The sequence below is a fragment of the Stenotrophomonas sp. 05L413 genome, from assembly GCF_056397945.1.
This window is the reverse complement of record NZ_JBFTOL010000001.1, coordinates 542,730-568,469: the sequence shown is the minus strand read 5'-3', so window position 1 is coordinate 568,469 and position 25,740 is coordinate 542,730. Positions and strand designations below refer to the sequence as shown.

Genomic DNA, 25,740 nt, shown 5'->3' with positions numbered 1-25,740 from the left:
CCAACGCACCACCCACAGACCGGCGAGAGCCGGTCTTTTTTTTCCGCTTGGGGTCGCCGCGAGCGTTACGCCCCGAAGCGACCGGCAGGCCCCTCGGCAAATGTCCCCCGGCCGCCGCCTGGCGGCGACGGCCTCCTCCTTTATTTTGCCCAGGCGCCTACCGGCCGCTTCGGGGCTGGTCCGCGGTGGTAGGCGTACTGCAAACCGGTGCTTGCCGTGAGGCGCCAGTGGCTGGACACGATGGGCCGCGCTGCGCTTGTGGGCGAAATCAAGGAGGAGGGGACGGCCGCAGGCCGGCGCCGGGGGACATTCGCCGGCAAGCGTAGCGTGGCCCAGCGCTCGACGCCCGGCCGCCTCCGCCAGTGAATAGTGACGCGCTACGCTCGCCAGGAATCCACCCTGAATCCGCACCGTAACCCCCTGTATCACCCGGTGTAACACCCGTGATACACCCGCACCACGCTTGCCTCTCAGCGCAACGCCGTCCTTCGCCAAACCTATTCATACGCACAAACGCTAACGCCGCTGTAACAGCAATGTTGCGCGCCATTAACCGGACTCCCACAAAAACCCCGGAAATACAGGCGTCCGCAACTTGGCACGAATGCTGCTCCAACCCCTCGCATGTCATCGGAGGTCGCCATGGACAGCGTTGCCGCACACCGCACACGACACACCACACTCTGGCTGCTTGCCGCCGCACTCATCGTGCCGGCCGCCGCCGACGCCTCCGGCGCACGCCAGGGCGTCAAAGCACAATCCGGCGAAATCGTCCTGCTGCGTGACGTCTCCGCACGGCCTGCGTACCGCCCTGCGCCCCCCGGCATGGCCCTCATCGCAGACCCCTCACCGCGCCGCGAAATCGGCCACGCCCTCGGCACCTCCACGGGCATGGATGAACTCAGCGACGACGATTACGCCTCGCTCGGTTCCAACACCGGCGCCGGCATTCCCCGCAACGCCACCACCATCGAACGCGTCACCGGCCATACGGTCAACGGCACGCTCGGCAAAGTCACCGACAGCGGCATGCTCTCCAGCGGCCAGTTCAGCAACACCATCGGCGGCCCCATGGGCGCCGTCGGCAACGCGACCCGCGGCATTGGCGACCAGGTGCGTGGCGCACTCGCCCAGTTCCCGCTCGGCCAGCCTGCGGGCGGGCCCGGCAAATGAACGCCGTCCTGCGCACGGCACTGCTGAGCAGCCTGTTGCTGGCTCCCTGGGCTGCACACGCCCAGCAGGGCAACGACTACGCCGCGATGCTTTCCTACCTCAACCAGAGCCGCATCGATGGCCGCACGCTGGCCGGTTCCGACGGCGCCATCACCGTCAACATGGCGGCCGGTGACCTCAACCAGCAGGCCAACCTGATGGGCATCGCCAATGGCCGCAACGCCCACATCCAGGTGGATGCACGCCAGCAGCAGTCCAACAATCTCAGCCTCAGCGACACCGCCATGGACGCCAGCGCCACGCTCGGCGGCCAGGCACTGAACGGCGCCAGCGGCGTCGCATCGATCAACCAGGCCAGCGGCAATGGCAACGCGACGCTCAACGTCGTCACCGCCACGCTGGCGCAACAGGGCATACGCGAAACGAACGACGCGGCTTTGGCCGGGTCGGGCGCGCTCGCGTCAGCAGGGGGGCAGGGGGCCGTCAACAGCGGTCGGTCGGCCGGAACTCGCAGGGTGGCGGTCGAAGCCTCCGCGCTGCAGGGATTCGACGGCGTCCTGCAACTCAATCAGATCGCGGGATCCGGCAACGCCACCGCAAACCAACTGAGCATTTCGGTGCAGTCCACCCCGTGAGTAGTCACATCCACCCGATTGTCTGTGATGAGAGAGAGGGCACCATGAACACCAACATGAAACGGACCGTACTGGCCATCGCCGTCGCCGCTGCATCCGCCTCCGCCGGCGCCAATGGCTGGGGCAATGACCGCGACAACCAGAACCAGAGCGCGAACATCAACCACCTGCACAACGTGGCTGAAACGCGCACCAACACCAACACCGATACGAACACCGAAACCAATACCACCACCAACACCGATACCGATTCGCGCACCTGGAACCGGACCTGGAACAACACCCGCAACAACAACAGCACCACCAACACCACCATCAACGACAACGTGACTAGCAATACCAATGTCACCAGCAACCGCGACGTGACCAGCAACCGCAACGTCACCGAGAACGTCAACAAGACCAGCAACATCCAGGCCGACGAACGCCAGGAAAAGAACAACCACGGCGTTGATGTCAACATCGAAAAAGACCTGCGCCTGAGCTCGGACATCAGCTTCTCGGGTGATCCGGAAATCACCGGCTCGATCGATATCGACTCGGCCGCCATCGCCGTCATCGACAACCGCCAGTCGGTCACCAACAACCTGGCCGGCAACAGCCTGGTGACCAACAGCGCCTCGATCGCCGACGACGTCGGTGCCGATGCCTCTGGCAACCTGGGCTTCAACGTCGCCGCCGGCGACAACAATGCCCAGGACAATGCGGCCTCGCTGTCCGCGGCCGATGCGTCCTTCAGCTTCGGCATGGCCGATGCGGAAGTCTTCGTCAACCAGTTCGGCGGTGGCAACACCACCCTCAATTCCGGCGTGACCAACGCCGCGGGCCTGGGTGGCAATGCCTTCAGCGGCGCGTCCGGCAACATCGGTGCCAACGTCGCGTCCGGCAACAACAACGAGCAGAAGAACGCGCTCGCCGCCTCGGTCGCCACCAGCGCCTATGCGACCTCGAGCATCAGCTCCAACCAGGTGTCCTCCGGCAACACCGTCAGCAACGCCGGCTACCTGCAGTCGATGACCGACACCGTGGATGTGAACCTGAGTGGTCGCGTTGCCGGTGCCACGTTGGCCGTCGGTGCGGGCCGTTACAGCGGCACGGGTAGTGCCTACCAGAAAGACAACTACTACCTGGATACCTGGAGCGGCGCGCTGGATCACCCGAGCGGCAGCGAAACCGGTCATATCGACATGGATAGCGATATCCAGAATGCCACCGCCAACCCGAATCGTCCGGGCGTGGGCGGCATTGCGTTCGATACCGATGAGCGCGGCACCAGCCAGTTCGTTGAACTGGGCGTGGCCGATCTCTACGCGAGCCTGAGCGGCACCGTCTCCACCACCCGTTGGGTGAACGTGGATGCGACCAACACCGCGGCGCTGTCCGGCAGTGCGTTCTCCGGCGCCTCCGGCAACATCGGGGTGAACGTGGCCTCCGGTACCGGCAACCTGCAGGCCAACAGTCTGGCCCTGGCGGTTGCACAGCCCTCCACCGGCGGCGGTGGTGGCGGCGGTCCGGAACAGTAAGTCTGTCCGTTTTCGCAAGCAGTACGCGTTGAGCGCAACAAACCCGGTCATCCGCCAATGACCGGGCTCCCCGGGAGCCCCTGTCCCTTCTCCCCCTTGGGGCAGGGGCTCCTTCCTGAGCCGGAGTACTACATGACCACTCGTATGCGCACGTGGGTGCTGGTGTGGGCCTTGTCGGTGCTGATGATGCCGATGGGCATCGTGCGTGCCGGCGACGTCGGCTTCAGTGGTGTGCTGCCCAACGGGGCGGTCCTCACCCAGCGCGTGGAGAGCATGCAGGAACGGCGCTTCCGCAATGTCGTACGGCAACACACCGATTACAGCTGTGGCGCAGCTGCCCTGGCCACGATCCTGCGCTACGCCTACCACCTGGAGGCCGATGAGAGCACGGTGATCGAAGGGATGATGGGGGTCTCGGATCCACAACTGGTCCACCAGCGCGGTTTCTCGCTGCTGGACATCAAGCGTTACGTCGAATCGATGGGCATGCGTGGGCGCGGCTACCGCGTCAATGAAGAGCGCCTGCGCTCACTGCGCGTGCCCGGGCTGGTGTTGATGGATGTGCGGGGCTTCCGCCACTTCGTGGTCCTCAAACAGGTCCGCGGCGATCTGGTGGATGTCGCCGACCCGATCCTGGGCAACCGCAGCATTCCCGTCAGCGAATTTCTCCAGGCGTGGCCGTCGCGCGCCGTGTTTGTCGTGATCGGCAGTGACTTCGATCGCAACACGGTGCTGCTGCAGCCCGGTGAACGGCCGAGTGCCCGTTCGCTGTACGCCAGGCAGGGGCCGATCACCGATGCGGAACTGGTCGATTTCGGATTCACCCATGCCGATCTGTTTTAAGGAGGCACCATGAACATCGCAACCTGGACGCCCGGCATCGTGCTGCTTGCCCTGCTGGGCATCGCGCCGGCGCATGCCGACGAGAGCCGGCCCGGCAAGGGATTGAGCGAGATCCCCGATCCGGAATTGAACCTCATGCGGGGCCGCTACACGGTCGGTGGCAACACCGTGGCGTGGTTCGGCGTCACCATGGTCTCGCAATGGCAGACCGCCGGCGGGCAGTCCGCACAGAGCGCGCTGAAGCTGGGCATGGACTTCAGCCACGGCGGCAGCACACCGAAGATCAGCTTCGCACCGAGCGTGAGTGTGACCGCTGCCGATGCACCGCTGCCGGTGACACCCGGGCGCAGCGCGGATTCCAGCGGCCTGCAGAACGTGGCTGGCCTGAGTCAGAGCATCCAGGTGGCCGGTGACGGCAACCTGGCCAGCAACGCCACCCAGCTCACCGTACGTGATGGCACCGCACCTGCGCCCACCGGCGAAGGGGTGAACCTGGCCAGCGTGCAGCAGGGCGGCGTCAGCGCGCTGGCCCAGCTGGAGGGCAACACGGCCAAGGTGCAGCTGCAGATCGAGGGCGTGGGTGCGGTCCAGCAGTGGATCCGCAACGGCAGCGTCGGGCAGAGCATCGTGTTGGGCAGTGATGGACAGTCGGTGACCAACCGGCTGCAGATCGACCTTGTCCGGCAGTCGCTGGCCAACAACGTTCCGCTCAATCAGAACGTGGCGCAGGCGATGACGCTGGTACGCGGGGTAGGCATGGGGCCGGGCCAGTGATCTTGCGGCACGGCAGGGGGAGCGACAACACAACAGTGGGCCAAGGCAATGCACACGATGATCCGCGCAACACCGCTGGCGCTGGCGGCGCTGGCACTCATGGCGGCTGCGTCCGCCCAGGCACAGGCACAACAGCCGGCGCCCGATGACGCAGCCGACGTCAAGGCCTTGATGGCGCAGCTGGAAAGCCTGAAAGCCAATTACGCGCAGGAAGTACGCCGCCTGCGCGAGCTGGACATGCAGGTGCAGGCCATGCAGGCGCGGTTGACCGGCAAGACCGCGCCGGTCGCCGGTGCCGCACCTCCACCTCAGCAGGCTTTGCCGGCTGGCACGCCCGCCACACCGGCCAGCGCCGATGGTTACGCCAGCTCGGCGGCCGAAGCGCAGCAGGCCAAACAGGAATCGCGGCGCAGCGTGGATGACGTCAAACAGCAGCAGGCCGCGCTGTTCAGTCGCCGCTTCACGATCGAAAACAGCCTGTCCTACGCGCGCTATGACCGCAAGCAGCTCAGCCTCAACGGCTTCCTGGCGTTGGATGCGATCTTCCTGGGCAACATCGCCATCGAGAACGTCGAGTCGGACACGCTGACCTACAACCTGGCCGCGCGCTGGGGTGTCAGTCCGCGCCTTACCTTGAACCTGGACGTCCCGTATCTCGCTCGCAAGACCGTGTTCCAGAAGGGCGGCGCCGGCGGTTCCGCGGCGGCGATCGCGCAGGAAGAAACCACCGGCAACGGCATCGGCGATGTTGGCGTGAGCGCCAACTATCGGTTGTTCGCCGAACGTGGGCGGCTGCCGGAAACCGTGCTGACCGTGGGCGCGACCGCGCCGACCGGGCGTGCACCGTATGGGCTGGACTGGAAGGTGCTCGAGCGCGACGACGATGACTTCATCCGCTTCGCCGTGCCCGAGCAGCAGCCCACCGGCAACGGGGTGTGGCAGGCCAACGTCGGGCTGTCCGCAGTGAAGACCGCCGATCCGGCGATCCTGTTCGCCAACATCGGTTACATCCATTCCTTCCCGCGCAGCTTCGATGACATCGATGCGAACCCGGACACCACCAACCCGGGGGATGTGAAGCTGGGCGGTTCGTATTACTTCGGTGCCGGCGTAGCGTTCGCGTTCAACGAGCGCACCAGCCTGAGCATCTCCTTCAGCGACAAGCTGAGCGCGCGCGCCTCCACGCGCTACAAGAACGGCCAGTGGCTGAAGGTGATCGGCAGTGACGCCAACGCGGGCACGCTCAACCTGGGCATCACCTACGCCCTCAACCAGAAAACCACGCTGGTGAGCCTGCTGGGCATCGGCCTGACCCCCGATGCACCGGACTTCACTCTGGCCTTCAAGGTGCCGTACAGCTTGTAGGCGCGCTGCGCAGGGTGCTACGCCACCGTCCAAGGGTCAGCGCAGTTCGGGGAGCGCCAGCTGGTGCTTGCGGCACAGCCGGTAGACAGTCACCCGCGAGACCTGCATGTGGCGGGCGCAGGCGGCGATGTTGAAGTCGTTCTGGCGCAGGGCATGCAGCAGGGTCTCCCGTTCGGCGACCTGCTTTGCGCCGTGCAGGCCGTGCGCGGTGATGGGCAGCAGCGGCTGGCTCAACTCCAGATCCGCGGCGGTGATCAGTTCGGCATCGCTGACGATCGCTGCACGCTGTACCCGGTTGAGCAGCTCGCGCACATTGCCCGGCCATGCAAAGCGCTCCAGCGCCTGGACGGCATCGGCGGTGAAGCCACGCGCCCGGGTGACGTGGCGATGCCGGAAGCTGGCGAGAAAATGGTGGGCCAGCATCGCGATATCGTTGCCGCGCTCACGCAGCGGTGGCAGGGGCAGGCGCAGCACGTTGAGCCGATAGAACAGATCGCGCCGGAAGTGGCCCTGTTCGACCGCGGCTTCAAGATCGACGTGGGTGGCGGCCAACACACGCACATCCACCGCCAGCGGCCGGTTGCTGCCGACGCGTTCGACGGTGCCTTCCTGCAGTACACGCAGCAGATTGGTCTGCGCATCCAGCGGCAGGTCGCCGATCTCGTCCAGGAATACGGTGCCGCCACTGGCCGATTCAAACAGGCCCAGGCGCCGCGTTGCCGCACCGGTGAAGGCGCCCCGCTCGTGGCCGAACAGCTCGGACTGGACGAGCGCGGCCGGGATGGCGCCGCAGTTCACCGCCAGGAAGGGACGCGCGTGGCGCGCGGACAGCGCGTGCAGTGCCTGTGCCGCGAGTTCCTTGCCGGTGCCGGTTTCGCCGGTGATCAGTACCGGCAGGTCTACCGGTGCGTACTTGCGGATGGCCGCGCGGGTGACCTGCAGGACCGCGCTGTCGCCGATCAGGGACTGCGGGCCATGGGGCGCGGGCAGGGGTTCGGCGCCCGCAAGCTGCTGCAGCCGCTGCACGACGCGCGGCAGATCGATCGGGGCGGTGTAGGTATCCACACAGGCGGCGAGCAGCGCATCCAGCACCGGCGAGGCGCGCAGCGGAGCGGCCGGCAACAACGCCAGCAGGCTCATGTGGCGGTGGTCGACCAGCAGCTGTTGCAGGTGGGCCAGGTTGGCCGGGACCACGGTACGCAGGTCCAGCAGGCCGACGACCTGATCGCTGCCACGCATGCCGATGCCGGCGCACTGCTCGGGGGCGACGCCGCGCACCTGCCAGCCGGCCGCAGCCAGCGTCGCCCGTTCAAGCGCGAGGGGCTGCCCAAACCAGATCACACACCGGGCAGGAAAATCGGGGACAGCCGCCATGCGTCACCTTGTCGACGAGGATCACGGGCGGTGTCTGCTGCCTGATCGGTTGCCCAGGACGTGCCGCCCCACGTCCGGGTCCGTCCCCCGCCGCGGCGCGCGTGCGCCGGGCGTGTCGCCCGCTGGAAAACAGGCGGTGACAAAGAAAGGAACGCGGGTTGGGCCGGTCAGCGGCCATCGCCGGGCCCAACGAAAAAGGCCGCTGCGGGGCAGCGGCCTTCGATCCATCGGTTCAGCAGGGCGCGTCAGAGATCGACGCGGCGGGCCTGCATGAACTTGCCGCCCCAGTAGCCGCTGACCAGGCTGTCGACGCGGACGTCCTTGCCGGTGCTCGGGGCATGCAGGAAGCGACCTTCGCCGACATAGATGCCGACGTGGTCGACCCGGCCCTTGCGGCCGAAGAACACCAGGTCGCCCGCCGCCAGGGCGTTGCGGTCGTTGATCAGTTCGGCTGCGCCGTCATGGGCCATTTCGCGCGACACGCGCGGCAGTTCCACGCCCAGCGCGGTGCGGAATACATAGCCGACCAGGCCGCTGCAGTCGAAACCACTGTCCGGCGAGGTGCCACCCCAGCGGTACGGGGTGCCGAGCAGGGTCATCGCACGGCGCAGCAGGGACTGGACCTTGCCGTTTTCGGCGGCGTCGCCGGCCACGGTAATGGCGCCGGTGCTGGCGTCGTAGTTGGCGAGCAGGCGGCTCAGATCACCGGCGAACATCGCCGAGCGGTCCATGAGCGGGATGGTGTCGTTGGCGGCCAGATGCGGAAGCAGGGCGGCGAGGGTGGCGCTGGCAGCGGCATCGGCCTTGCTGCGGGCCGGCGCATCAGCCTTGGGCTTGGCCGGCGCGGAAGAATCGGGGGTGACAGTGACGGGGGAAGCAGCAACTTCGGGAGCGGTCGTCGGTGCGGACTGCGCCCAGGCCGGAAGGCTGGCCAGGCAGAGTGCTGCAGCGAGGAAAGCGGGGCGGGCGCGTCGCCGGATGGCGGCGGTCTGGCCTTTGCACGTCAGGTCGTCTGTCGTCACGCGGCGGTCACTGAATAAAAACGATGGGTGATGATGCCGTGTAAGCGCAGTGATTAGGTACAAATTCCGTTAATTTTTCGTTTACAACTATGTGATGTTGGTCACAAAATTGGACCTTACCCCTGTTCAGGTTAGTTAAGGACGCGTTTCGCCCCCGTGTAGTGGTCCTTCCAGTAGGGACCGCCGAGCGAGTCCAGCCGGACGGTGCCGCCGGTGCTGGGGGCGTGCACGAAGCGGCCTTCACCGACATAGATGCCGACATGGAACACGTTGCCCTTGTTGCCGAAAAACACCAGATCGCCCGGCGCCAGGCGCTTGGGATCGATCTTCGGCCCCTGCACGGCGGCCAGATCGCGCGAGGTGCGCGGCAGGCGCAGATCAAGCATCTCGCGGTAGACATAGGCGACCAGGCCGCTGCAGTCGAAGCCGGATTCCGGGGTGTTGCCGCCGTAACGGTAGGGCGTGCCCACCAGGCCGATGGCGCGCATCAGCACTGCGTTGGCGGCCTGCGGGTCGTTCGGGGCCACGCTGGGCCATACCTGGGTGGAGGCGGGCGGCGGGGCCGGGCGGGTGGTCTTGCCGCCGCCACAGGCGCTCAGCAGGGCGATGATCGCCAGCAGGGCCAGGCGGCCGGGCAGGCGGGTCAGGCGCGAAACTGGCGTCATGTGCATGTTGTCCGGATAATGCGCGACCTTAGAAGGCCGTCATGATGGCGGCGTATCCGGCAGGCCACAACCCGCCTCACCCGTCTGCCCTCGGCAGTCTCCAGACCAGAGTTGCGCATGAAGATCGAAAAAGACCGCGTCGTCCGTTTCCATTACACCGTCGCCGAGCAGGGCCAGGAGCCGATCGAGAGCTCCAAGGACCGTGATCCGCTGGCGATCCTGATCGGCCACGGCAACATCATCCCGGGCCTGGAAAACGCCATGATGGACAAGGAAGCCGGCGCCACCTTCGAGGTGGACGTGAAGGCGACCGATGCCTACGGCGAGCGCCGCGAAGGCCTGACCCAGCGCGTGCCCAAGAAGCACTTCGGCACCAGCAAGCTGGTGCCGGGCCAGCAGGTCGTGCTGCAGACCAACTTTGGCCCGCGCGCGGTCACCGTCGAGAAGGTCGGCATGAGCGTGGTCGATGTCGACCTGAACCACCCGATGGCCGGCAAGGACCTGCACTTCAACGTGGAGATCGTTGACGTGCGCGAAGCCAGCAAGGAAGAAATCGAGCACGGCCACGTGCACGGCGACGGCGGCCACCAGCACTGAGTGCTGCAACCCCGCGTTGATCCAACGGCCCGCTTCGGCGGGCCGTTTTCGTTCGTGCGGCAGGCCCCCGCGCGCACGGCATAATGGCGGGCCTGGTCAGCGGATTGCCTGTGAACGCAGCTTCTTCTCCTTTGCAGCCGGTGGGTGCCCACGAGCGCATCGCCGTCATCGACATCCTGCGCGGGTTCGCGCTGCTGGGCATCCTGCTGATGAACATGGAGGCCTTCAGCGGTCCGCTGGACCTGTCCTTCACCGGCATCGATCCGCATTGGCAGGGCGCGGACTACTGGGCCGATGCGGCCATCTACGTGCTGGTCCAGGGCAAGTTCTTCACCCTGTTCTCGCTGCTGTTCGGCGCGGGGTTCTCGGTCATGGCGCAGCGCGCCGACGCGGCCGGTCGCGCATTCGCACCGTTCTATCTGCGCCGCAGCGCGGCACTGCTGCTGATCGGCCTGTGCCACGCGGTGCTGGTGTGGTCCGGCGACATCCTGGTGATCTACGCGTTGATCTCGCTGCTGCTGCTCGCCTGCCGCGAGGCGCCGCGCAGTTGGTTGCCCGCGATGGGCGCGATCAGCTATCTGGGCGCTGCCGCCCTGGTGCTGGTGCTGGGGGCGTTGATGAGCTGGATGGCCAGCATGGAGCACACGCAGGAACCGCTGCGCGAGGCCATCGCCCAGGCCCAACGCACGATCGAGCTGCAGCGCCAGGCGTACGCGCATGGCAGCTGGGGGCAGGCGGTGGGACAGCGCCTGCGTGATCTCGGCGCGATGCTGTCGGGCATCTTCGTGATCGGTCCGGAAGTGCTGGGCATGTTCCTGATCGGCAGCTGGTTCGCGCGCAGTGGCGCGCTGGCCGAACCCGAGCGGTTTGCGCGGCTGTATGCACGGCTGCGCTGGATCGCGTTGCCGGTCGGGCTGGTGCTGATGCTGGGCAGTGCGATCTGGCACCCCTATCAGGCACCTGGCACGCTGGATCTGCGCAGCGGCGTGGCGTATGCGATCAGTGCACTGGCCGGGCTGCTGATGTGCCTGGGCTATCTGGCCTGGATCGTGCACTGGCGCGCACGCCTGCAGATGCTGGCGCCGATGGGGCGGATGGCGCTCACGCATTACATCGGCCAGTCGCTGGTCTGTACCTGGGTGTTCTATGGCTATGGATGGGGCGCGTTCGAAACGATGCCGCGGCTGTGGCAGATCCCGTTCGCGCTGGCGCTGTTCGCGCTGCAGCTCGCGATCAGCCATGCGTGGCTGCGGTACTTCCGGTTCGGGCCGCTGGAGTGGATCTGGCGCGCGATGACCTATCTGCAGTGGCCGCCGTTGCGCCGGGCCTGACACGGCGGTGCCGCGCACCCTCACGTCTGGATCGCAGCCGGTCGTGGCATGCTGGGCAGGAGCATGAGCGTCGGCACCGGCCAGTTGATGGCAGACCTGATCAACGGCCGCGCGCCGGTGATCGATCCTGCCCCTTACCGAGTTGAGCGATGCCAATGACGACGCAATACGACTATGACCTGATCGTGCTGGGCGGTGGTTCCGGCGGCCTGGCCGCGGCGTTCCGCGCCGCGCAGCACGGCCAGCGGGTGGCGATGCTGGAGCCGGGCGAGCTCGGCGGCACCTGCGTCAATGTCGGCTGCGTGCCGAAGAAGGCGATGTGGCTCGCCGCCGATCTGTCCGGACGCATCGGCCTGGCTGCAGCGATGGGATTCGATGTGCCGGTGCGCCCATCACTGGATTGGAAAGAGCTGGTGGTACATCGCCAGGCCTACATTGCCAACATCCATGCCAGCTATCTCAAGCGCCTGGATGAAAACAAGGTGGTGCGGGTGCCGCGTCGTGGCCGCCTCGTGGATGCGCACACCGTGGAGTGCAGCGATGGTGTACGGATCAGCGCCGCGCACATTCTGATCGCAACCGGTGCCCATCCCCAGCGCCCGGACATTCCCGGTGCCGAACTGGGCCTGGTCTCCGATGATTTCTTCAATCTGTGCAGTGCGCCGGAGCGGGTCGCGATCGTGGGCGGTGGCTACATCGCAGTGGAGCTGGCCGGGCTGCTGCAGGCGCTCGGCAGCCGCGTGACCCTGCTGGTCCGTGGTGAACGGTTGCTGGAGCGCTTCGATGCGGAACTGACCGGACAGCTCGCCGATAATCTTCGCCATCAGGGCGTCCAGCTCCATTTCGGGTATCGCCTGCGTGAGTTGCAGCGTGATGGTGATGCGGTGGTGGCGCTCGGGCACGACGGGCCCGCCGATGGTCACTTCGATGCCGTGTTCTTCGCCACTGGCCGGCGCGGTAACAGTGCCGATCTCGGGCTGGAGGCCGTGGGTGTGGTGGTCGGTGAGAAGGGCGAGGTCGAGGTCGACGCGTGGCAGACCACCGCGGTACCCAGCGTGCATGCGGTGGGCGACATCGCCGGCAAGGTTGGCCTGACCCCGGTGGCGATCGCCGCGGCGCGCAAGCTGATGGACCGCCTGTTCGGTGGCCAGCCCCAGGCGAAGATGGACTATGAAAACGTGGCCAGTGTGGTGTTCTCGCATCCGGCCCTGGGCGCGGTGGGGCTGAGCGAAGAAGAGGCCTGTGCGAGATACGGCGATGTGCGCGTGTACCGCAGCAACTTCCGCCCGATGCTGCAGGCGTTGGCTGACGGTACCCAGCGCAGCCTGTTCAAGCTGGTCTGCGTGGGCGAGGACGAGCGCGTGGTCGGCGTGCACCTGCTGGGCGAGTCTGCGGATGAAATCCTGCAGGGGTTCGCGCTGGCGGTGAAGATGGGTGTGACCAAGGCCCAGTTCGACGACACCGTGGCGATCCATCCAACCTCCGCAGAAGAAGTCGTACTGATGCGCTGAACGCGCATCAGCGGCGTGCACCTGCCGCAGCCGCAGCAGGGATCCGGGAGTGCCGCCACGCATGCGACAATGGCCGCCCCACCTGCTGCCCAGCCGCCTCCGTGCGGCTGTCCGCCGTCCTGATGTCCTCTCCCGCCTCCTTGCTGCCCACGTCCTCCAGCCGCATCGCCGCCGGCGGTATCGCACTGGCCGCGATCGGCGCGATCGCTGCTTCGGGCAAGGCGGTCATCGTCAAACTCGCCTATCGGCATGGCGTGGACGCCACCACGCTGCTGGCGCTGCGGATGCTGATGGCCTTTCCGCTGTTCGCGGTGTTGGCGGTGTGGTCGGCCCGGCGCGCGCCGGCGCTGTCGTGGGGCGACCGCGGGCGGGTGGTGTCGCTGGGCTTCACCGGTTACTACCTGTCCAGCCTGCTGGACTTCCAGGGCCTGCAGTACATCAGCGTGACACTGGAACGGCTGATCCTGTACTTGAACCCGACCCTGGTGCTGCTGATCAGCCTGGTCCTGCTGAAAAAGCGCCCCGGTCGCTGGCAGGTGGCGGCGCTGGTGCTCAGCTATCTCGGCGTCCTGCTGGCCTTCGGGCATGACCTGCAGCTGGAAGGCGGGCGCATCGTGCTGGGCAGTGCGCTGGTGTTCGCCAGCGCGCTGAGCTATGCGCTGTATCTGTTCGGCAGTGGCCAGGTGGTGGCCCGGATCGGTGCGATCCGCCTGACCGCCTATGCCAGCTGCGTGGCCTGCGTGCTGTGCGTGCTGCACTTCGCGGTGCTCCACCCGATGGCCGCGCTGGGCCAGGCGCCCACGCCGGTGTACTGGCTGTCGCTGATCAATGCCACGGTCTGCACGGTGCTGCCGGTGATGGCGATCATGCTGGCGGTGAAGCGGATCGGTTCGTCGCTGGCCGCCCAGGTGGGTATGCTCGGTCCGGTCTCCACCATCGTGATGAGTCTATGGCTGCTCGACGAACCCATGGGGCCGTGGCAGATCCTCGGCACGGCCCTGGTCCTGCTCGGCGTGCTGCTGGTCAGCCGGGTCCGCGCGTGAACGCGGCCGCCGTGGGCGATGACCCGGCGGCGCAGGCGCGTGCACGGATTCTGGCGGTGATCCGGGCGATTCCGCGCGGGCAGGTGATGGGCTATGGCCAGGTCGCCGCCAAGGCCGGGCTGCCGGGCAGGGCGCGGCTGACCGCACGCGTGCTTGGCATGAATGACGACCCGGAACTGCCGTGGCACCGCGTGCTGCGCTCGGACGGGCGCATCGCGATGCCGGAAGGCTCGGCCGGGTGGAAAGAACAGAGCCAGCGGCTGCGCGCCGAGGGCGTGGCGATCGAGCGGGGGCGGGTCAAGGGCATGCCGGTGGCCGGTGCCAATGATCTGGATGCCGCCCTGTGGGGACCGGGCTGACGCTGCCTGCGCGTTGAATGCCCGCGCTGGCGCGCAGATCGCGGCCGGGTGCTGCGGCTATGATGGGCGCAGTTCCAAAGGATGCCCTCATGTTTCCGCGCCTGCCCACTGTCACCAAAGCGTTGCTGATCGCCAATGCCCTGCTGTTCCTGCTGCAGCAGCCGTTCCTGCTTGGCAATGCCACGTTCGAGCCCTTCATGCTGCAGCCTCTGGGGGGCGGCTTCGATCCGTTCTCGCCGGGCGGCAATTTCCAGCCCTGGCAGCTGCTGACCTATGGCTTCCTGCATGGCAGCTTCGGCCATCTGTTCTTCAACATGCTCGCGCTCTTCATGTTCGGTGCGCCGCTGGAACAGACCTGGGGCGAAAAACGCTTCCTGACCTATTACCTGGTGTGCGTCGCCGGTGCCGGCCTGTGCCAGCTGCTGGTCGGCATGATGCTGGCCGACCCGGCCACGGTGCTGGGCGCTTCGGGTGGCGTGTTCGGCCTGTTGTTGGCCTACGGCATGCTGTTCCCCAACCAGCGGGTGATGCTGCTGTTCCCGCCGATCCCGATGAAGGCACGTACCTTCGTGATCGTGTTCGGCGCGATGGAACTGATGCTGGGCGCCACCGGCTGGCAGCCTGGCGTGGCCCACTTCGCGCACTTGGGCGGCATGCTGTTCGGCTGGCTGTTGATCCGCTACTGGCGCGGCCAACCACCGTTCAACAACCGACGTCCGCCGGGCCCGCCGAAGCGTCCCAACCACCTGCGCAGCATCAAGTAAGGCAAATAACAGGGACGGAGGTAGTTAATAACCACCTCCGTCCCCGTTAAAGGAAAAGGGCGCCCAGTGGGCGCCCTTTTCGTTTGCTACATAGCCAGACTCAGCGCCAGACCTTGATCTGGTCGTTGTCCACGCGCTGCATCGGCTGGCCGGGCTTGCAGGTGAACGTGGCACCGAACGCCGGCAGGTTGGACAGCGGGCCATTGGTGCGCCAGCGGCCCGGGGCCAGGATGTCCGAGGTCACGCGCTGGGCGGCCACGTTCGGCGACAGCTGCTGCGGCCACAGGCTCGCCCACGCACGGAAGAAGCCCTGCTGGGCGGCCGGCTTGGCCGCCGGTTCGACAGCCTTGTAAGCCTCCCACGCCAGTTCCAGACCGGCCAGGTCGGCCAGGTTCTCTTCGCGGGTGAGTTCACCGTTGACCTTGGCACCCTTCACGCCCGGGTAGTCGTAGCCGCTGTACTGCGCGGCCACGCGGTTGCCGAAGAGGGTCCAGGCGGTCTTGTCGGCCGGGGTCCACCAGCTGCGCAGTTCGCCCTTGGCATCCACCAGCGCGCCCTTGGCGTCGATCGCACGGGTCAGTTCGTGCGCGACGAGCGCGCCGTAGCTGCCGAACAGGTCGGCGGTATCGCCCTTGGCATTGAACACCGGGCCCTGCAGCACGGCGGCGGTGACGATCAGGCGGTTCTGCGCGATGTCATACGCCAGTGCCGGCTGCTGCGGCAGCACGTCCCAGCGGCGGTCGGCGTTGCCCTTGCCGATGCGCTTCATTTCCTCGCGGTGGCGCCAGGTGGAGGCGATCAGCATGTTGCCGCCGAAGCTGCCGCGGCCCATCGGCTGCACCGTGTAGTCCAGATCGCGCAGCGGGGTGCCGATCTCGATCTTCAGCGCAGCCAGCTTGGCCTGTGCTTCGGTCTTGGCCTCATCGCTCATCCAGGTGCTGCGCTTGACCGCATCGATCTGCACTTCGCGGATCTTGTCCACGACCAGCGCTGCCTTGCGACGGTCGTCGGCCGACAGGTGCTTGGCCGCATATTCGCGGCCGACCATCGGGCCCGCAGCCACGTTGATCGCATCCAGCACCTGCTCCCAGCGCGCCGGCGGCAGGGTCTGGCCACGCATCACACGGCCACGGAATTCGAATTCGGCATCGCGGTAGGCCTTGGACAGGTACGGGGCCATCGCATCACCCACGCGCCAGCGCAGGTACACCTTCCACTGTTCCGGCTTGAGCCGGGTGACCATGCCGTCGAGCTGCTTGAACAGCGCCGGATCGGACAGCGAGACCAGGTCGTCATTGACGCCCTGTGCCTTCAGGAAGGCCTCCAGCTGCAGGTTGCGGTAACGGCTGTTGAGCTCCTTGGTGGAGATCGGCGCGTAGTTGTTGAACGGATTGTTGATGCCGGCCAGCGACTGCGCATTGCGCGCCAGCTCGGTCTCCAGCGCGATCACCGACTGCGATTCGGCATCGAGCTTGTCAGCCGGGGTACCGGTCAGCGCCAGCACCTGCTTGACGTAAGTGCGGTAGCGCGCCATCAGCGCGACGGTGTCGGCATCGGTACGGGTATAGAACGCCGGGTCCGGCAGGCCCATGCCGCCCTGCATGAAGTAACCGATGTGGCGGTCCAGCGCCTTCAGGTCCACGTCCGGGGCAAAGTTGAAGGCCACCGGGATGCCGACCTGGTGCAGCGCGGCGATCGAGGCCGGCACGTCCTTGGCCTTCTTGATCGCGTTGATGCGGGTCAGCAACGGGGCGATCGGGTTGGAACCGTCGGCTTCCACCGCGGCCTCGTCCAGGCCGCTGGCCCAGAAGTCGCCGAGCAGCTTCTGCACGTTGCCCTGCGGTGCGGTCATCGCCCCATCCAGCAGTTCACGCTGCTGCTGGCGCGCGCGGTCGGCCAGCTGGCCCAGTGCGGTGGTGGCACCGGTCTGCGGCACCGGATTGGCTTTCAGCCAGGTCGCGTTGGTGGCCTCGTAGAAGTCGCTGCACTGGGCGCTGACGGCCGGCGCGCGGGCGGCGGCCTTCTTCTTCGGCGCGGCGTGCGCATCGTGTGCGATGACCAGGGAGGCCAGGCTCAGGCCCAGGGCAATGGCGAGCGGACGGAGGTTGGACATGTAAAGCGAATCCAGCAGGATTGGGATCGCGCGAGTGTACCAAGCAAAGCGAAACGAGCGTGATGGGGAGCATGCGCCGCAAAAGCAAAGGCCCGGGAGATCCCGGGCCTTTGCACGCATCACCTCACGCGTGGGCGCGATGGTTTACCAGATCACCACCTGCTGGTCGCCTGCGCGCACCATCGGCGAACCGGCCTTGCACTGGAACGCAGCGGCGAAGGTCGGCAGGTTCGACGGGGCGCCCATCGCACGGAACTGCGCCGGGGCATGCGGGTCGGTCGCCAGACGGACCTTCATGTTCTCCGGGGTGTACTTGGTGCGCCACACGGTGGCCCAGTTGAAGAAGAAGCGCTGGTCGCGGGTGAAGCCGTCGACCTTCGGGTCTTCCTTGCCGGCCGAGGCCTTCTGCAGGGCATCGTAGGCGGTGGCCAGGCCACCCAGGTCGGCGATGTTCTCGCCCAGGGTCAGCTTGCCGTTGACCGGCTGGCCATCCACCTTGTAGCCATCGAACTGCTTGATCAGCTTGCCGGTCAGGCCGCTGAAGTTCTTGGTGTCGGCTTCGGTCCACCAGTTCTCGAAGTTGCCGGTCGGCCCGAAACGGCTGCCCTGGTCGTCGTAACCGTGGGTCATTTCGTGGCCGATCACCGCACCGATGCCGCCGTAGTTCAGCGCATCATCCGCCTTGGGGTCGAAGAACGGCGGCTGCAGGATGGCGGCCGGGAACACGATCTCGTTCTGCAGCGGGTTGTAGTAGGCATTGACCGTCTGCGGGGTCATGCCCCACTCGGTCTTGTCCACCGGCTGGCCGATCTTGGACAGCGCGAACTTGTAATTGAATTCGTTCGCCGCGCGCACGTTGCCCAGGTAGCTGTCGCGACCGGTGGTCAGGCCGCTCCAGTCACGCCACTTGTCCGGGTAGCCGATCTTCGGGGTGAAGGTTTCCCACTTGGCGATCGCCTTGGCCTTGGTCTCGTCGCTCATCCAGGTCAGGCCCTGGATGCGCTCCTTGAGCGAGGCGGCCAGGTTCTTGACCAGTTCTTCCATCTTGGCCTTGGCTTCCGGCGAGAAAGCGACCTTGACGTACAGCTGGCCGAACGCATCGCCGGCATCGTTTTCGATGGTGCCCAGCACGCGCTTCCAACGCGGCTTCTGCTCCTTCTGACCGTTCAGGGTCTTGCCGTAGAAGTTGTAGTTCTCGTTGACGAAGGCATCGGCCAGGTACGGCGAGGCGCCGTCCACGGTGTGGAAGCGCAGGTAGGCGCGCCACACCGACGGATCGGTGTCGCCCAGCGCCTTGCTCACTTCCTGGTGGAAGCTTGGCATGGCCAGCGAGAACTTCTCCGGCGCGGCGATGCCCTGGGCCTTGAAGAACTCGGTCCAGCTGAAGTTCGGGGTCAGCTTGTCCGCATCGGCCACGGTGACCGGGTTGTAGAACAGCGAGACATCGCGCGAGAGCTCGACGCTGGACTTGGAGGCCTTGGCCAGGCGGGTTTCGAACTTGACCACATCGGCGGCCTGCTTCTCGGCATCGGCCGTGGCCACGCCGGCCAGTTCCAGCACCTTGGCCACATGGGCCTGGTAGGCCTTGAGCTTGTCGGCGTTCTTGGCGTCGGTGTAGTAAGTGGTGTCGGGCAGGCCGAGGCCGCCCTGGCTGGCGTAGGCCAGGTTCATGCTGGAATTCTTGAAGTCCGCTTCCGGGCCGAAGCCGAACAGCACGTTCTCGCCCTTGGCCGCGCTGGTGCGCAGGTAGTTGGCGATCGCGTCCTTGTCCTGCAGGCCGTCGATGGCGGTCAGCTCGGCCTTGATCGGCTCAATTCCCTGGGCATTGATCTTGGCCTCGTCCATGCCGGTGGCCCAGAAGTCACCGACGATCTTTTCGATGCCGGCCGGGTTCTTGACCGCCGCGACCTGCTCGGCGAGCTGGTGCTGCACGGCGACCGAGCGCTCGTCCAGGATGGTGAAGGCGCCCCAGCTGGTGCGGTCGGCCGGGATCTCATTGGCGGCCAGCCACTTGCTGTTGACGTAGTCACCGAACGCTCCGCAGGCGTCCATGCTGGTGTCCAGATCGGACGGGTGGAAGGCGTTGTAGGCCGGCAGCTTGCTCTCGTCGAGCGTGTACTCGGTGGCGGCGGGGGCCGCCGGCGCGGCGGTGGAGGCTGCGCTGTCCGTGGCCGGGGTTTCGTTCTTGCCGCAGCCGACCAGCGCGGCCGAAACGGCCAGGGTCAGCAGTACCAGTTTGGGTGTACGAGCGATCACGTGATTGGCCTCCAGGCCGGAAAGTCATGCAGGAATGGCCCGGAAGGGCCTGTGGGCCAGACGATACGCCGCTGGCCCGGCCTGCAAGGGTGTCGAAGGTCATGGCCGATGGCAAGAGGCCCGATCCGGTCAACTGCGGACGTGGCCCTGGCCCCGGGCGGACAAGAAAAGCCCCGCCTTGCGGCGGGGCCTGGGGGTGTCATCCCTGGGGGCGGCTCAGTTGGTCTTGGTGCCGAAATCGTACTTGGCCTGCACATACACCGCGCGGCCGTACGGGTTGTAGATGCTGCTGTTGTACGGCGAGGCGATGTTGCCGGCGTAGCTGTGGGCCTGGCCGTCGGGCATCTTGTTGAACACGTTGTTGACCATCACCGAGAGGGTGAGGTTGTCCAACGCCCGGTAGTTCACGCTCAGGTTGTAGGTGGTGTACGAGCCCCACTTGCCAGCCTTGTAACCGGACGGGTGGACGTAGTCGAAGCTCTCGCCCAGGTAGGACATGTAGTTCGGCGTCTTGCCGATGTAGTTGAAGTACAGCGTGGTGGTCCAGCGGTCCTTGGCCCAGCCCACCGACCCATCGGTACGGACCTTGGCGTAGGCGTCGTAGTACCACATCGCATACGGGTCGCGCAGCAGATCCAGGTAGTCATCGCCCGGCTGCGGCTGCAGCTCGCGCTTGAGGATGTTGGTGTAGTTGCTGGCGAACTGCAGCGAGCCGAAGCGTCCGATGTCCTGCACGTACTTGAAGCTGGCCGTCAGGGCCTGCAGGTTCTGGCGCGCGACGTTGAGCTTGGGCGTGAAGATCTGCTCGATGTTGCCGGCGGCATCGCGGGTGATCCAGTCCGCGACGTTCTCGCAGCTGGCCGAGGTCGGGTTGCCCTGGCCATTGCGGCAGTAGTATTCCGCGCGCAGCAGCTGGTCCGAGCTCAGGGTGTCGACTTCGTTGTCGATCTTCCAGTTGTAGTAGTCCACCGAGACAGAGAGGTTGTTCATCGGTGCCCAGACCACGCCGGCATTCCAGACATCGGCGGTGATCGGTTCCAGCTCGGTGTTGCCGGCCTGCACGCCGAACACCGATTCGTTGCCGTACGGGCAGGCCAGGGTATCGGCCGGGGCGTAGCCGAGCTGGCCGCAACGGTAGTAATCGACCGCGCCGTTGGCGTAGTAGCCGCTCTCGCCCTGGAAGGCATCGGGCAGGGTCGGCGCACGGAACGCAGTGCCGTACTTGCCGCGGAACAGCAGGCTTTCGATCGGACGGAACTCCACGCCGACGCTGTAGGTGGCCTTGTCGATGGTGTTGTCGGCGATCTTGTAGGCGTCATAGCGACCCGAACCGGTGACGGTCAGCGAGTCGATCAGCGGCAGGCGCAGTTCGGAGGTGACGGCGTAGTTGCTGCGATGGCCATTGCCGGCTACCGAGGTGGTGCCCCACACGCTGCCATCCATCAAGCGCTCGTCCGGGCGGTAGTCCCAGCCTTCGCTGCCGGCTTCGGCGACCACGGCGAAACCTGCATCGCCACCGGGCAGGGTGAACAGCGAGCCGTTGGTGATCTGGAAGCGGCCCAGGTTCTGCCAGGTCTTGCTCTGGTTGTAGGTGTAGCCGGTGAAGCTCTGGAAATCACCGGCCGGCAGCTGCGAATAGAACGCGCCCCAGTTCGGGCTGTAGATGTTGTAGCCGTCATCGGTGGTGCCCAGCACCGGGCCGAGCACGCGGTCTTCGAAGTAGCTGTCGATGTCATCGGCCCAGCGCACGAAGCCGCGCTCGGTGAGCTTGTACTCGCCGCGGCTGAAGCTGGCGCTGTAGTCCCAGTTGCCGAACGTGCCACGCCCGCCCAAGGTGACCTGGTAGGCCTTGTTGCGGTCGGTGTTGAGGATGTCCTTGTAGCCGTTCGGCCCGATGTCTTCAGGCGCGAACGCGCGCTGCAGGTTCATGTACTGATCGGTGTCCTGGTCATAGAACGCGCCGAAACTCAGGTCGCTGCCCCAGAACGTATAGCCCGAACCCGGCGTGTACTTGACCTCTTCCAGGCTGTACAACGCATCGGCGAACAGGGTGAAGTTGTCGTTCACATCGAACGTCATCGAGCTGTAGAACTGGCTGCTCTCCTTGTCGTTCTTCAGTGTGCGGTAGCCGGCGCCGTACGCCGAGCCGCAGGACTCGCCGGCCGCGCGGGTGCCCAGCACGGTGGTGCCGCCGAACTGGCCGGCGACGCTGGCGCAGCGGGTCGGATCCATCATCACGAACGCGTTGTTGTCCGCCGGCAGATAGACCAGGAAATCGTTGGCCGGCACCTGCGCGCTGTAGCCGACGCGGTTGTTGGTGCGGGTCAGGTCGCGCTGGTAGCCCCAGATCGGGTTGCTCTTTTCGTACTGCACATTGACCAGTGCGTTGAAGCGGTCATCGGCGCTGTTGAAGCCCTTGGCACCGCTGACCCGGATGTTGTTGCCGCCGCCTTCGGTGGTGGCGCCCCCGCGGACGTTGAGCACGCCGCCGTCCATGCGTTCTTTCAGGATGATGTTGACCACGCCGGCGATCGCATCCGAGCCGTACAGGGAGGACTGGCCGCCCGGCAGGATCTCAATGCGCTCGACGATGTCGATCGGAATGCCGCTGAGGTTGTTGAACGCGTCGCTGCCGTTGTACAGCGCCGGGTACTGCAGCATCGGCCGGCCATTGATCAGGTACTTGGTATAGCCCGGATCCAGGCCGAACATGCCGGCCGCTTCAGCGCCCTGGGTGAACGAGGCGGCGGTCTGGCCGCCCTGCAGGCCACCGGTGGTCAGCGAAGACTGCTGCAGGACTTCGGAGATGCTGGTGAAGCCGCGGGTCTGGATGTCTTCGGCGGTGACAGTCAGGACCGGCGTGTGGTTCTCGATCTCGGTCTGCGGGATCAAGGACCCGGTGACAGTGACACGATCGAGATTGGTGGCGGCGTTGTCCTGTGCGAAGACGGAGGCGCTGGTGAGCAGCAGGCCGGTGAGAACGGCGGCGGCAAGCGGATGACGCGAGATCGAATTACCTTGGCAAGACATGTGCAACCCCGTGTAGTAGTGATGTCGTGGCTTTCCCTTCCATGGGACTTCTTGACTGCGTTCAACAACGAACCGGTATCAGGCCTGGGCGGCCGTCCTTGGTGGTTTCATTCTGCGTTCAGTTGAAACCGGCGTGCGGCGAACGTAACACACGCTTAACGTGAAATTCGCTGAATGGTCATCGTCGATAAGTGCTGAGCGTTGACGGAAAGTGAAAGGCGTTGAAAAACAATTGCCTGGGACTAAATGAAATTTTATTTATGTTTCGTCAATGAGTGAATGCTGAATATGGCTCGTAATTAACAACTGAGATCGGTGTGCATATGCCTGTCCCATAGGCGCATCGCGCCATGAAAACGTCGGACATGCACATGCCGCTGTTGAGGCGGCACGTGTCGCTGTAGCCAGGCAGGCGGACGGGCATCACGCCGGTTGCAGGTGCACAAACGCGAAACGCCCCTTTCGGGGCGTTCCGGTTGGCGAACCGGCAGGGCAGGGCCCTGCACGGTCGCCGGTGTTGCCTGCGGCGATTACTTGCCGAAGTCGTACTTGGCCTGGACGTACACGGCACGGCCGTATGCGTTGTACAGGCCGGTGTTGTACGGCGCACCCGAGGTGCCCAGGTAGCTGTAAGCCTGGCCGTCGGGCATCTTGTTGAACACGTTGTTGACCATCAGCGAGAGCGTCAGGTCGTCCTGTGCGCGATAGTTCACGCTCAGGTTGTACGTGGTGTAGGAACCCCACTTGCCTGCGGCCTTGCCCGATGCCGGGTGGACGTAGTCATAGCCATTGATGCCGGCCAGGTAGTTCGGGGTCTTGCCGATGTAGTTCGCGTACAGCGTGGTGGTGAACTTGTCGACCGACCAGCCCACGGACGCATCGCTGCGGACCTTGGCGAAGTTGTCGTAGTTCCACATCGCGATCGGGTTGCCCAGCAGATCCTGGAACTCCTCGCCCGGCTGCGACTGCACTTCACGCTTGAGCATGTTGGTGTAGTTGGCCGAGAACTGCAGCGAGCCGAAACGGCCGATGTCCTGCAGATACTTGAAGCCGACGGTCACGGCCTGCAGGTTCTGGCGAGCCACGTTCATCTTCGGGGTGTACAGGCTGCTCAGGTTGCCGGCGGCGTCGCGCACGACCCAGTCCGCCACGTTCTGGCAGCTGGCCGAGGAACCGTTCGGCAGGCCGTTGCGGCAGTAGTACTCGGCCAGCAGCAACTGGTCGGTGCTGGCCGTATCGACTTCGTTCTCGATCTTCCAGTTGTAGTAGTCGGCCGAGATCGACAGGTTCGGCATCGGTGCCCAGACCACGCCGGCGTTCCAGACGTCGGCGGTGATCGGCTCCAGGTCCGGGTTGCCGGCACGCTCGGAGTACACCGAGACGTTGTCGTGGTAACGGCAGTCGGCGGTGTTGCCCGGTGCATAGCCCAGGGTGCCGCAGCGGTAGTAATCGGTCGAGTTGGCCGCGTAGTACCCGCTCTTGCCCTGGAAGGCATCGGACAGGGTCGGTGCGCGGAACGCGGTGCCGTACTTGCCGCGGAACAGCAGGCTGTCGATCGGGCGGTATTCCAGGCCCAGGCTGTAGGTGGCCTTGTCGACGGTGTTGTCGGCGATCTTGAACGCATCGTAGCGACCCGAGGCAGTCACCGTGACCTGCTCCAGGACCGGCATGCGCAGCTCGGAGGTCACCGCATAGTTGCTGCGGTGGCCATTGCCGGCCACGGCCGACGAACCCCACACCTGGCCGTCGAGCAGACGCTGGTCGGGCGAGTAATCCCAGCCTTCGCTGCCACCTTCGACCACGACCGCGAAACCGGCGTCACCGCCCGGCAGCGAGAACAGCGAGCCGTTGGTGATCTGCACGCGGCCCAGGTTCTGCCAGGTACGGCTGCGGTTGGTCGCGTAGCCGGTGAAGCTGGCGAAATCTTCCGGCGAGATCGGCGAGTAGAACGCGTCGTAGTTCGGGTTGTAGATGCCCCAGCCGTCGGCCGTGGTGCCCAGCTGCGGGCCCAGGACGTGTTCGGCGAAGTAGTTGTTGATCGGGTCCTTCCAACGCATGAACTTGTTTTCGGTGAGCTTGTACTCACCGCGGGTGAAGCTGGCGCTGTAGTCCCAGTTGCCGGCCATGCCCTTCGCGCCCAGGGTCACCTGGTAGGAGCGGCTCTCGTCACTGTTGAGGACGTCGTTGTAGCCCTGGCCACCGATGTCTTCCGGTGCGAATGCACGCTGCAGGTTCACCACCTTGCCCGAGGACTGGTCGTAGAAGCCGCCCATGCCGCTCTTGGTGCCCCACCACAGGTAGCTGGAGCCGGAGGTGTACTCGGTCTTTTCCTTGCTGTACAGCACGTCGGCGAACAGCTGCAGGTTGTCGTTGACGTCGAAGGTCATCGCGGAATAGAACTGGCCGCTGTCCTTGCCGTTCTTCAGCGTCTTGTAGCCGGCGCCGAAGTAGGTACCGCACGACTGGCCGGTCGGGCGATTGCCCAGCACCGTGGTACCGCCGAACTGGCCGGCCACGTTGGCGCAGTTGTTCGGGTCCATCATGTACAGGCGGTTGGTATCGGCGTCGATGACGGCGAAATCATTGCTCGGCAGCTGTGCGGTGTAGCCGTTGGCATTGGTGGTGCGGGTCAGGTCGCGCTGGTAGCCCCAGATCGGGTTGCTCGACTCGATCTGCACGTTGACCAGTGCGTTGAAGCGGTCATCGAACGCGCTGAAACCATGCGCGCCGCTGAAGCGCACGCTGTTGCCGCCGCCTTCGGTGTAGGTGCCGCCACGAACGGAGATGCTGCCGCCGTCCATGCGTTCCTTGAGGATGATGTTGACCACGCCGGCGATGGCGTCCGAACCGTACAGCGACGACTGGCCGCCCGGCAGGACTTCAATGCGCTCGACGATGTCGATCGGAATGCCGCTGATGTTGTTGAACGTATCGCCGCCGTTGTACAGCGCCGGGTACGACATCATCGGACGGCCGTTGATCAGGTACTTGGTGTAGCCCGGATTCAGGCCGAACATGCCCGAGGCTTCCGCGCCCTGGGTGAAGGACGCCGAGGTCTGGCCGCCCTGGAGGCCGCCGGTGGTCAGCGAGGACTGCTGCAGGACTTCGGCCACGCTGGTGAAGCCGCGGGTCTGGATGTCCTGCGCGGTGATGGACATCACCGGAGTCTGGGTTTCGATATCGGTCTGCGGAATCAGCGAGCCGGTGACGGTGACTTTGTCCAGCGTCGTGGCTTTATCCTGTGCCATGGCCGGAGCGGCTGCAGTGGCGATCAGGGCCGAGAACAATGCAGCGGCGAGCGTGTTGCGACGTGCGGTGGTGCTGTAATTCATTGATAGTCCATAGAACAAAACAGAAAGCAC

The 25,740-nt window shown here is 65.6% G+C and carries 19 protein-coding genes and 1 pseudogene; 13 read left to right on the top strand and 7 right to left on the bottom strand.

The annotated features are described in order from the left end of the window. The first annotated feature begins 642 nt into the window (after positions 1-642). The 6 genes from AC1DIQ_RS02570 to AC1DIQ_RS02545 all read left to right on the top strand — a co-directional run bounded on the left by AC1DIQ_RS02570 (position 643) and on the right by AC1DIQ_RS02545 (position 6,313). Complete coding sequence (locus AC1DIQ_RS02570) at positions 643-1,173, top strand: hypothetical protein (RefSeq protein ID WP_478049399.1); 531 nt, start codon at positions 643-645, stop codon at positions 1,171-1,173. Next, entirely contained in the window at positions 1,170-1,808 is a 639-nt protein-coding gene (locus AC1DIQ_RS02565) for a hypothetical protein (protein ID WP_478049398.1), read from the top strand. The genes AC1DIQ_RS02570 and AC1DIQ_RS02565 overlap by 4 nt, the downstream gene beginning before the upstream one ends. A 44-nt stretch (positions 1,809-1,852) precedes the next feature. After that, a complete protein-coding gene (locus AC1DIQ_RS02560; protein ID WP_152154177.1) occupies positions 1,853-3,331 on the top strand; it encodes an adhesin in 1,479 nt (492 codons plus the stop codon). A 183-nt stretch (positions 3,332-3,514) separates the two neighbouring features. Further along, positions 3,515-4,174 carry a C39 family peptidase gene (locus AC1DIQ_RS02555; RefSeq protein ID WP_226956711.1) on the top strand — a complete coding sequence of 220 codons (660 nt, stop codon included), beginning with the start codon at positions 3,515-3,517 and terminating at the stop codon, positions 4,172-4,174. 9 nt (positions 4,175-4,183) lie between these two features. Then, a complete protein-coding gene (locus tag AC1DIQ_RS02550; RefSeq protein ID WP_478049397.1) occupies positions 4,184-4,948 on the top strand; it encodes a hypothetical protein in 765 nt (254 codons plus the stop codon). Between the two features lie 48 nt (positions 4,949-4,996). Then, positions 4,997-6,313, top strand: a complete 1,317-nt coding sequence (locus AC1DIQ_RS02545) for a hypothetical protein (RefSeq protein ID WP_478049396.1) — start codon at positions 4,997-4,999, stop codon at positions 6,311-6,313. Positions 6,314-6,349: 36 nt separating this feature from the next. Here the strand turns inward: AC1DIQ_RS02545 and AC1DIQ_RS02540 are convergent, their stop codons facing one another. The 3 genes from AC1DIQ_RS02540 to AC1DIQ_RS02530 all read right to left on the bottom strand — a co-directional run bounded on the left by AC1DIQ_RS02540 (position 6,350) and on the right by AC1DIQ_RS02530 (position 9,380). Continuing rightward, positions 6,350-7,687, bottom strand: a complete 1,338-nt coding sequence (locus tag AC1DIQ_RS02540; protein WP_478049395.1) for a sigma-54 interaction domain-containing protein — start codon at positions 7,685-7,687, stop codon at positions 6,350-6,352. 245 nt (positions 7,688-7,932) lie between these two features. Continuing rightward, positions 7,933-8,709, bottom strand: a complete 777-nt coding sequence (locus AC1DIQ_RS02535) for a C40 family peptidase (RefSeq protein ID WP_121038526.1) — start codon at positions 8,707-8,709, stop codon at positions 7,933-7,935. Between the two features lie 131 nt (positions 8,710-8,840). Beyond that, positions 8,841-9,380 carry a C40 family peptidase gene (locus AC1DIQ_RS02530; protein WP_282262091.1) on the bottom strand — a complete coding sequence of 180 codons (540 nt, stop codon included), beginning with the start codon at positions 9,378-9,380 and terminating at the stop codon, positions 8,841-8,843. Positions 9,381-9,491: 111 nt separating this feature from the next. Between AC1DIQ_RS02530 and AC1DIQ_RS02525 the strand changes: the two genes are divergently transcribed. The 7 genes and pseudogenes from AC1DIQ_RS02525 to AC1DIQ_RS02495 all read left to right on the top strand — a co-directional run bounded on the left by AC1DIQ_RS02525 (position 9,492) and on the right by AC1DIQ_RS02495 (position 14,979). Continuing rightward, positions 9,492-9,971: an FKBP-type peptidyl-prolyl cis-trans isomerase gene (locus tag AC1DIQ_RS02525; RefSeq protein WP_088433264.1), complete on the top strand. Its 480-nt coding sequence runs from the start codon at positions 9,492-9,494 to the stop codon at positions 9,969-9,971. A gap of 83 nt (positions 9,972-10,054) precedes the next feature. Beyond that, positions 10,055-11,302, top strand: a complete 1,248-nt coding sequence (locus AC1DIQ_RS02520; protein ID WP_121038520.1) for a DUF418 domain-containing protein — start codon at positions 10,055-10,057, stop codon at positions 11,300-11,302. A 15-nt stretch (positions 11,303-11,317) separates the two neighbouring features. After that, positions 11,318-11,461 (top strand): annotated as a pseudogene (locus AC1DIQ_RS02515) (amino acid dehydrogenase); the annotation flags it as partial. Beyond that, positions 11,458-12,813 carry a glutathione-disulfide reductase gene (gene gorA / locus AC1DIQ_RS02510; protein WP_478049394.1) on the top strand — a complete coding sequence of 452 codons (1,356 nt, stop codon included), beginning with the start codon at positions 11,458-11,460 and terminating at the stop codon, positions 12,811-12,813. The pseudogene AC1DIQ_RS02515 and the gene gorA, both read left to right, overlap by 4 nt. A 122-nt stretch (positions 12,814-12,935) precedes the next feature. Then, the gene (locus AC1DIQ_RS02505; RefSeq protein ID WP_152154425.1) at positions 12,936-13,856 is read left to right on the top strand and encodes a DMT family transporter; all 921 of its coding nucleotides are present in this window, start codon (positions 12,936-12,938) and stop codon (positions 13,854-13,856) included. Next, a complete protein-coding gene (locus tag AC1DIQ_RS02500; protein WP_428999405.1) occupies positions 13,763-14,215 on the top strand; it encodes an MGMT family protein in 453 nt (150 codons plus the stop codon). The genes AC1DIQ_RS02505 and AC1DIQ_RS02500 overlap by 94 nt, the downstream gene beginning before the upstream one ends. Positions 14,216-14,304: 89 nt before the next feature. Continuing rightward, complete coding sequence (locus AC1DIQ_RS02495) at positions 14,305-14,979, top strand: rhomboid family intramembrane serine protease (protein ID WP_121038514.1); 675 nt, start codon at positions 14,305-14,307, stop codon at positions 14,977-14,979. A gap of 100 nt (positions 14,980-15,079) precedes the next feature. On the opposite strand, the gene AC1DIQ_RS02490 is transcribed toward AC1DIQ_RS02495, so the two are convergent. The 4 genes from AC1DIQ_RS02490 to AC1DIQ_RS02475 form a co-directional block, all read right to left on the bottom strand. Continuing rightward, on the bottom strand, positions 15,080-17,092 hold the full coding sequence (locus tag AC1DIQ_RS02490; protein WP_121038511.1) for a M13 family metallopeptidase: 2,013 nt from the start codon (positions 17,090-17,092) through the stop codon (positions 15,080-15,082). A gap of 144 nt (positions 17,093-17,236) precedes the next feature. Next, positions 17,237-19,345 (bottom strand): M13 family metallopeptidase, encoded by a 2,109-nt coding sequence (locus tag AC1DIQ_RS02485; RefSeq protein WP_282262111.1) that lies wholly within the window; start codon positions 19,343-19,345, stop codon positions 17,237-17,239. Positions 19,346-19,564: 219 nt separating this feature from the next. Then, a complete protein-coding gene (locus tag AC1DIQ_RS02480) occupies positions 19,565-22,378 on the bottom strand; it encodes a TonB-dependent receptor plug domain-containing protein (protein ID WP_461770140.1) in 2,814 nt (937 codons plus the stop codon). 530 nt (positions 22,379-22,908) lie between these two features. Continuing rightward, complete coding sequence (locus AC1DIQ_RS02475; protein WP_121038505.1) at positions 22,909-25,710, bottom strand: TonB-dependent receptor domain-containing protein; 2,802 nt, start codon at positions 25,708-25,710, stop codon at positions 22,909-22,911. Positions 25,711-25,740 lie beyond the last annotated feature (30 nt).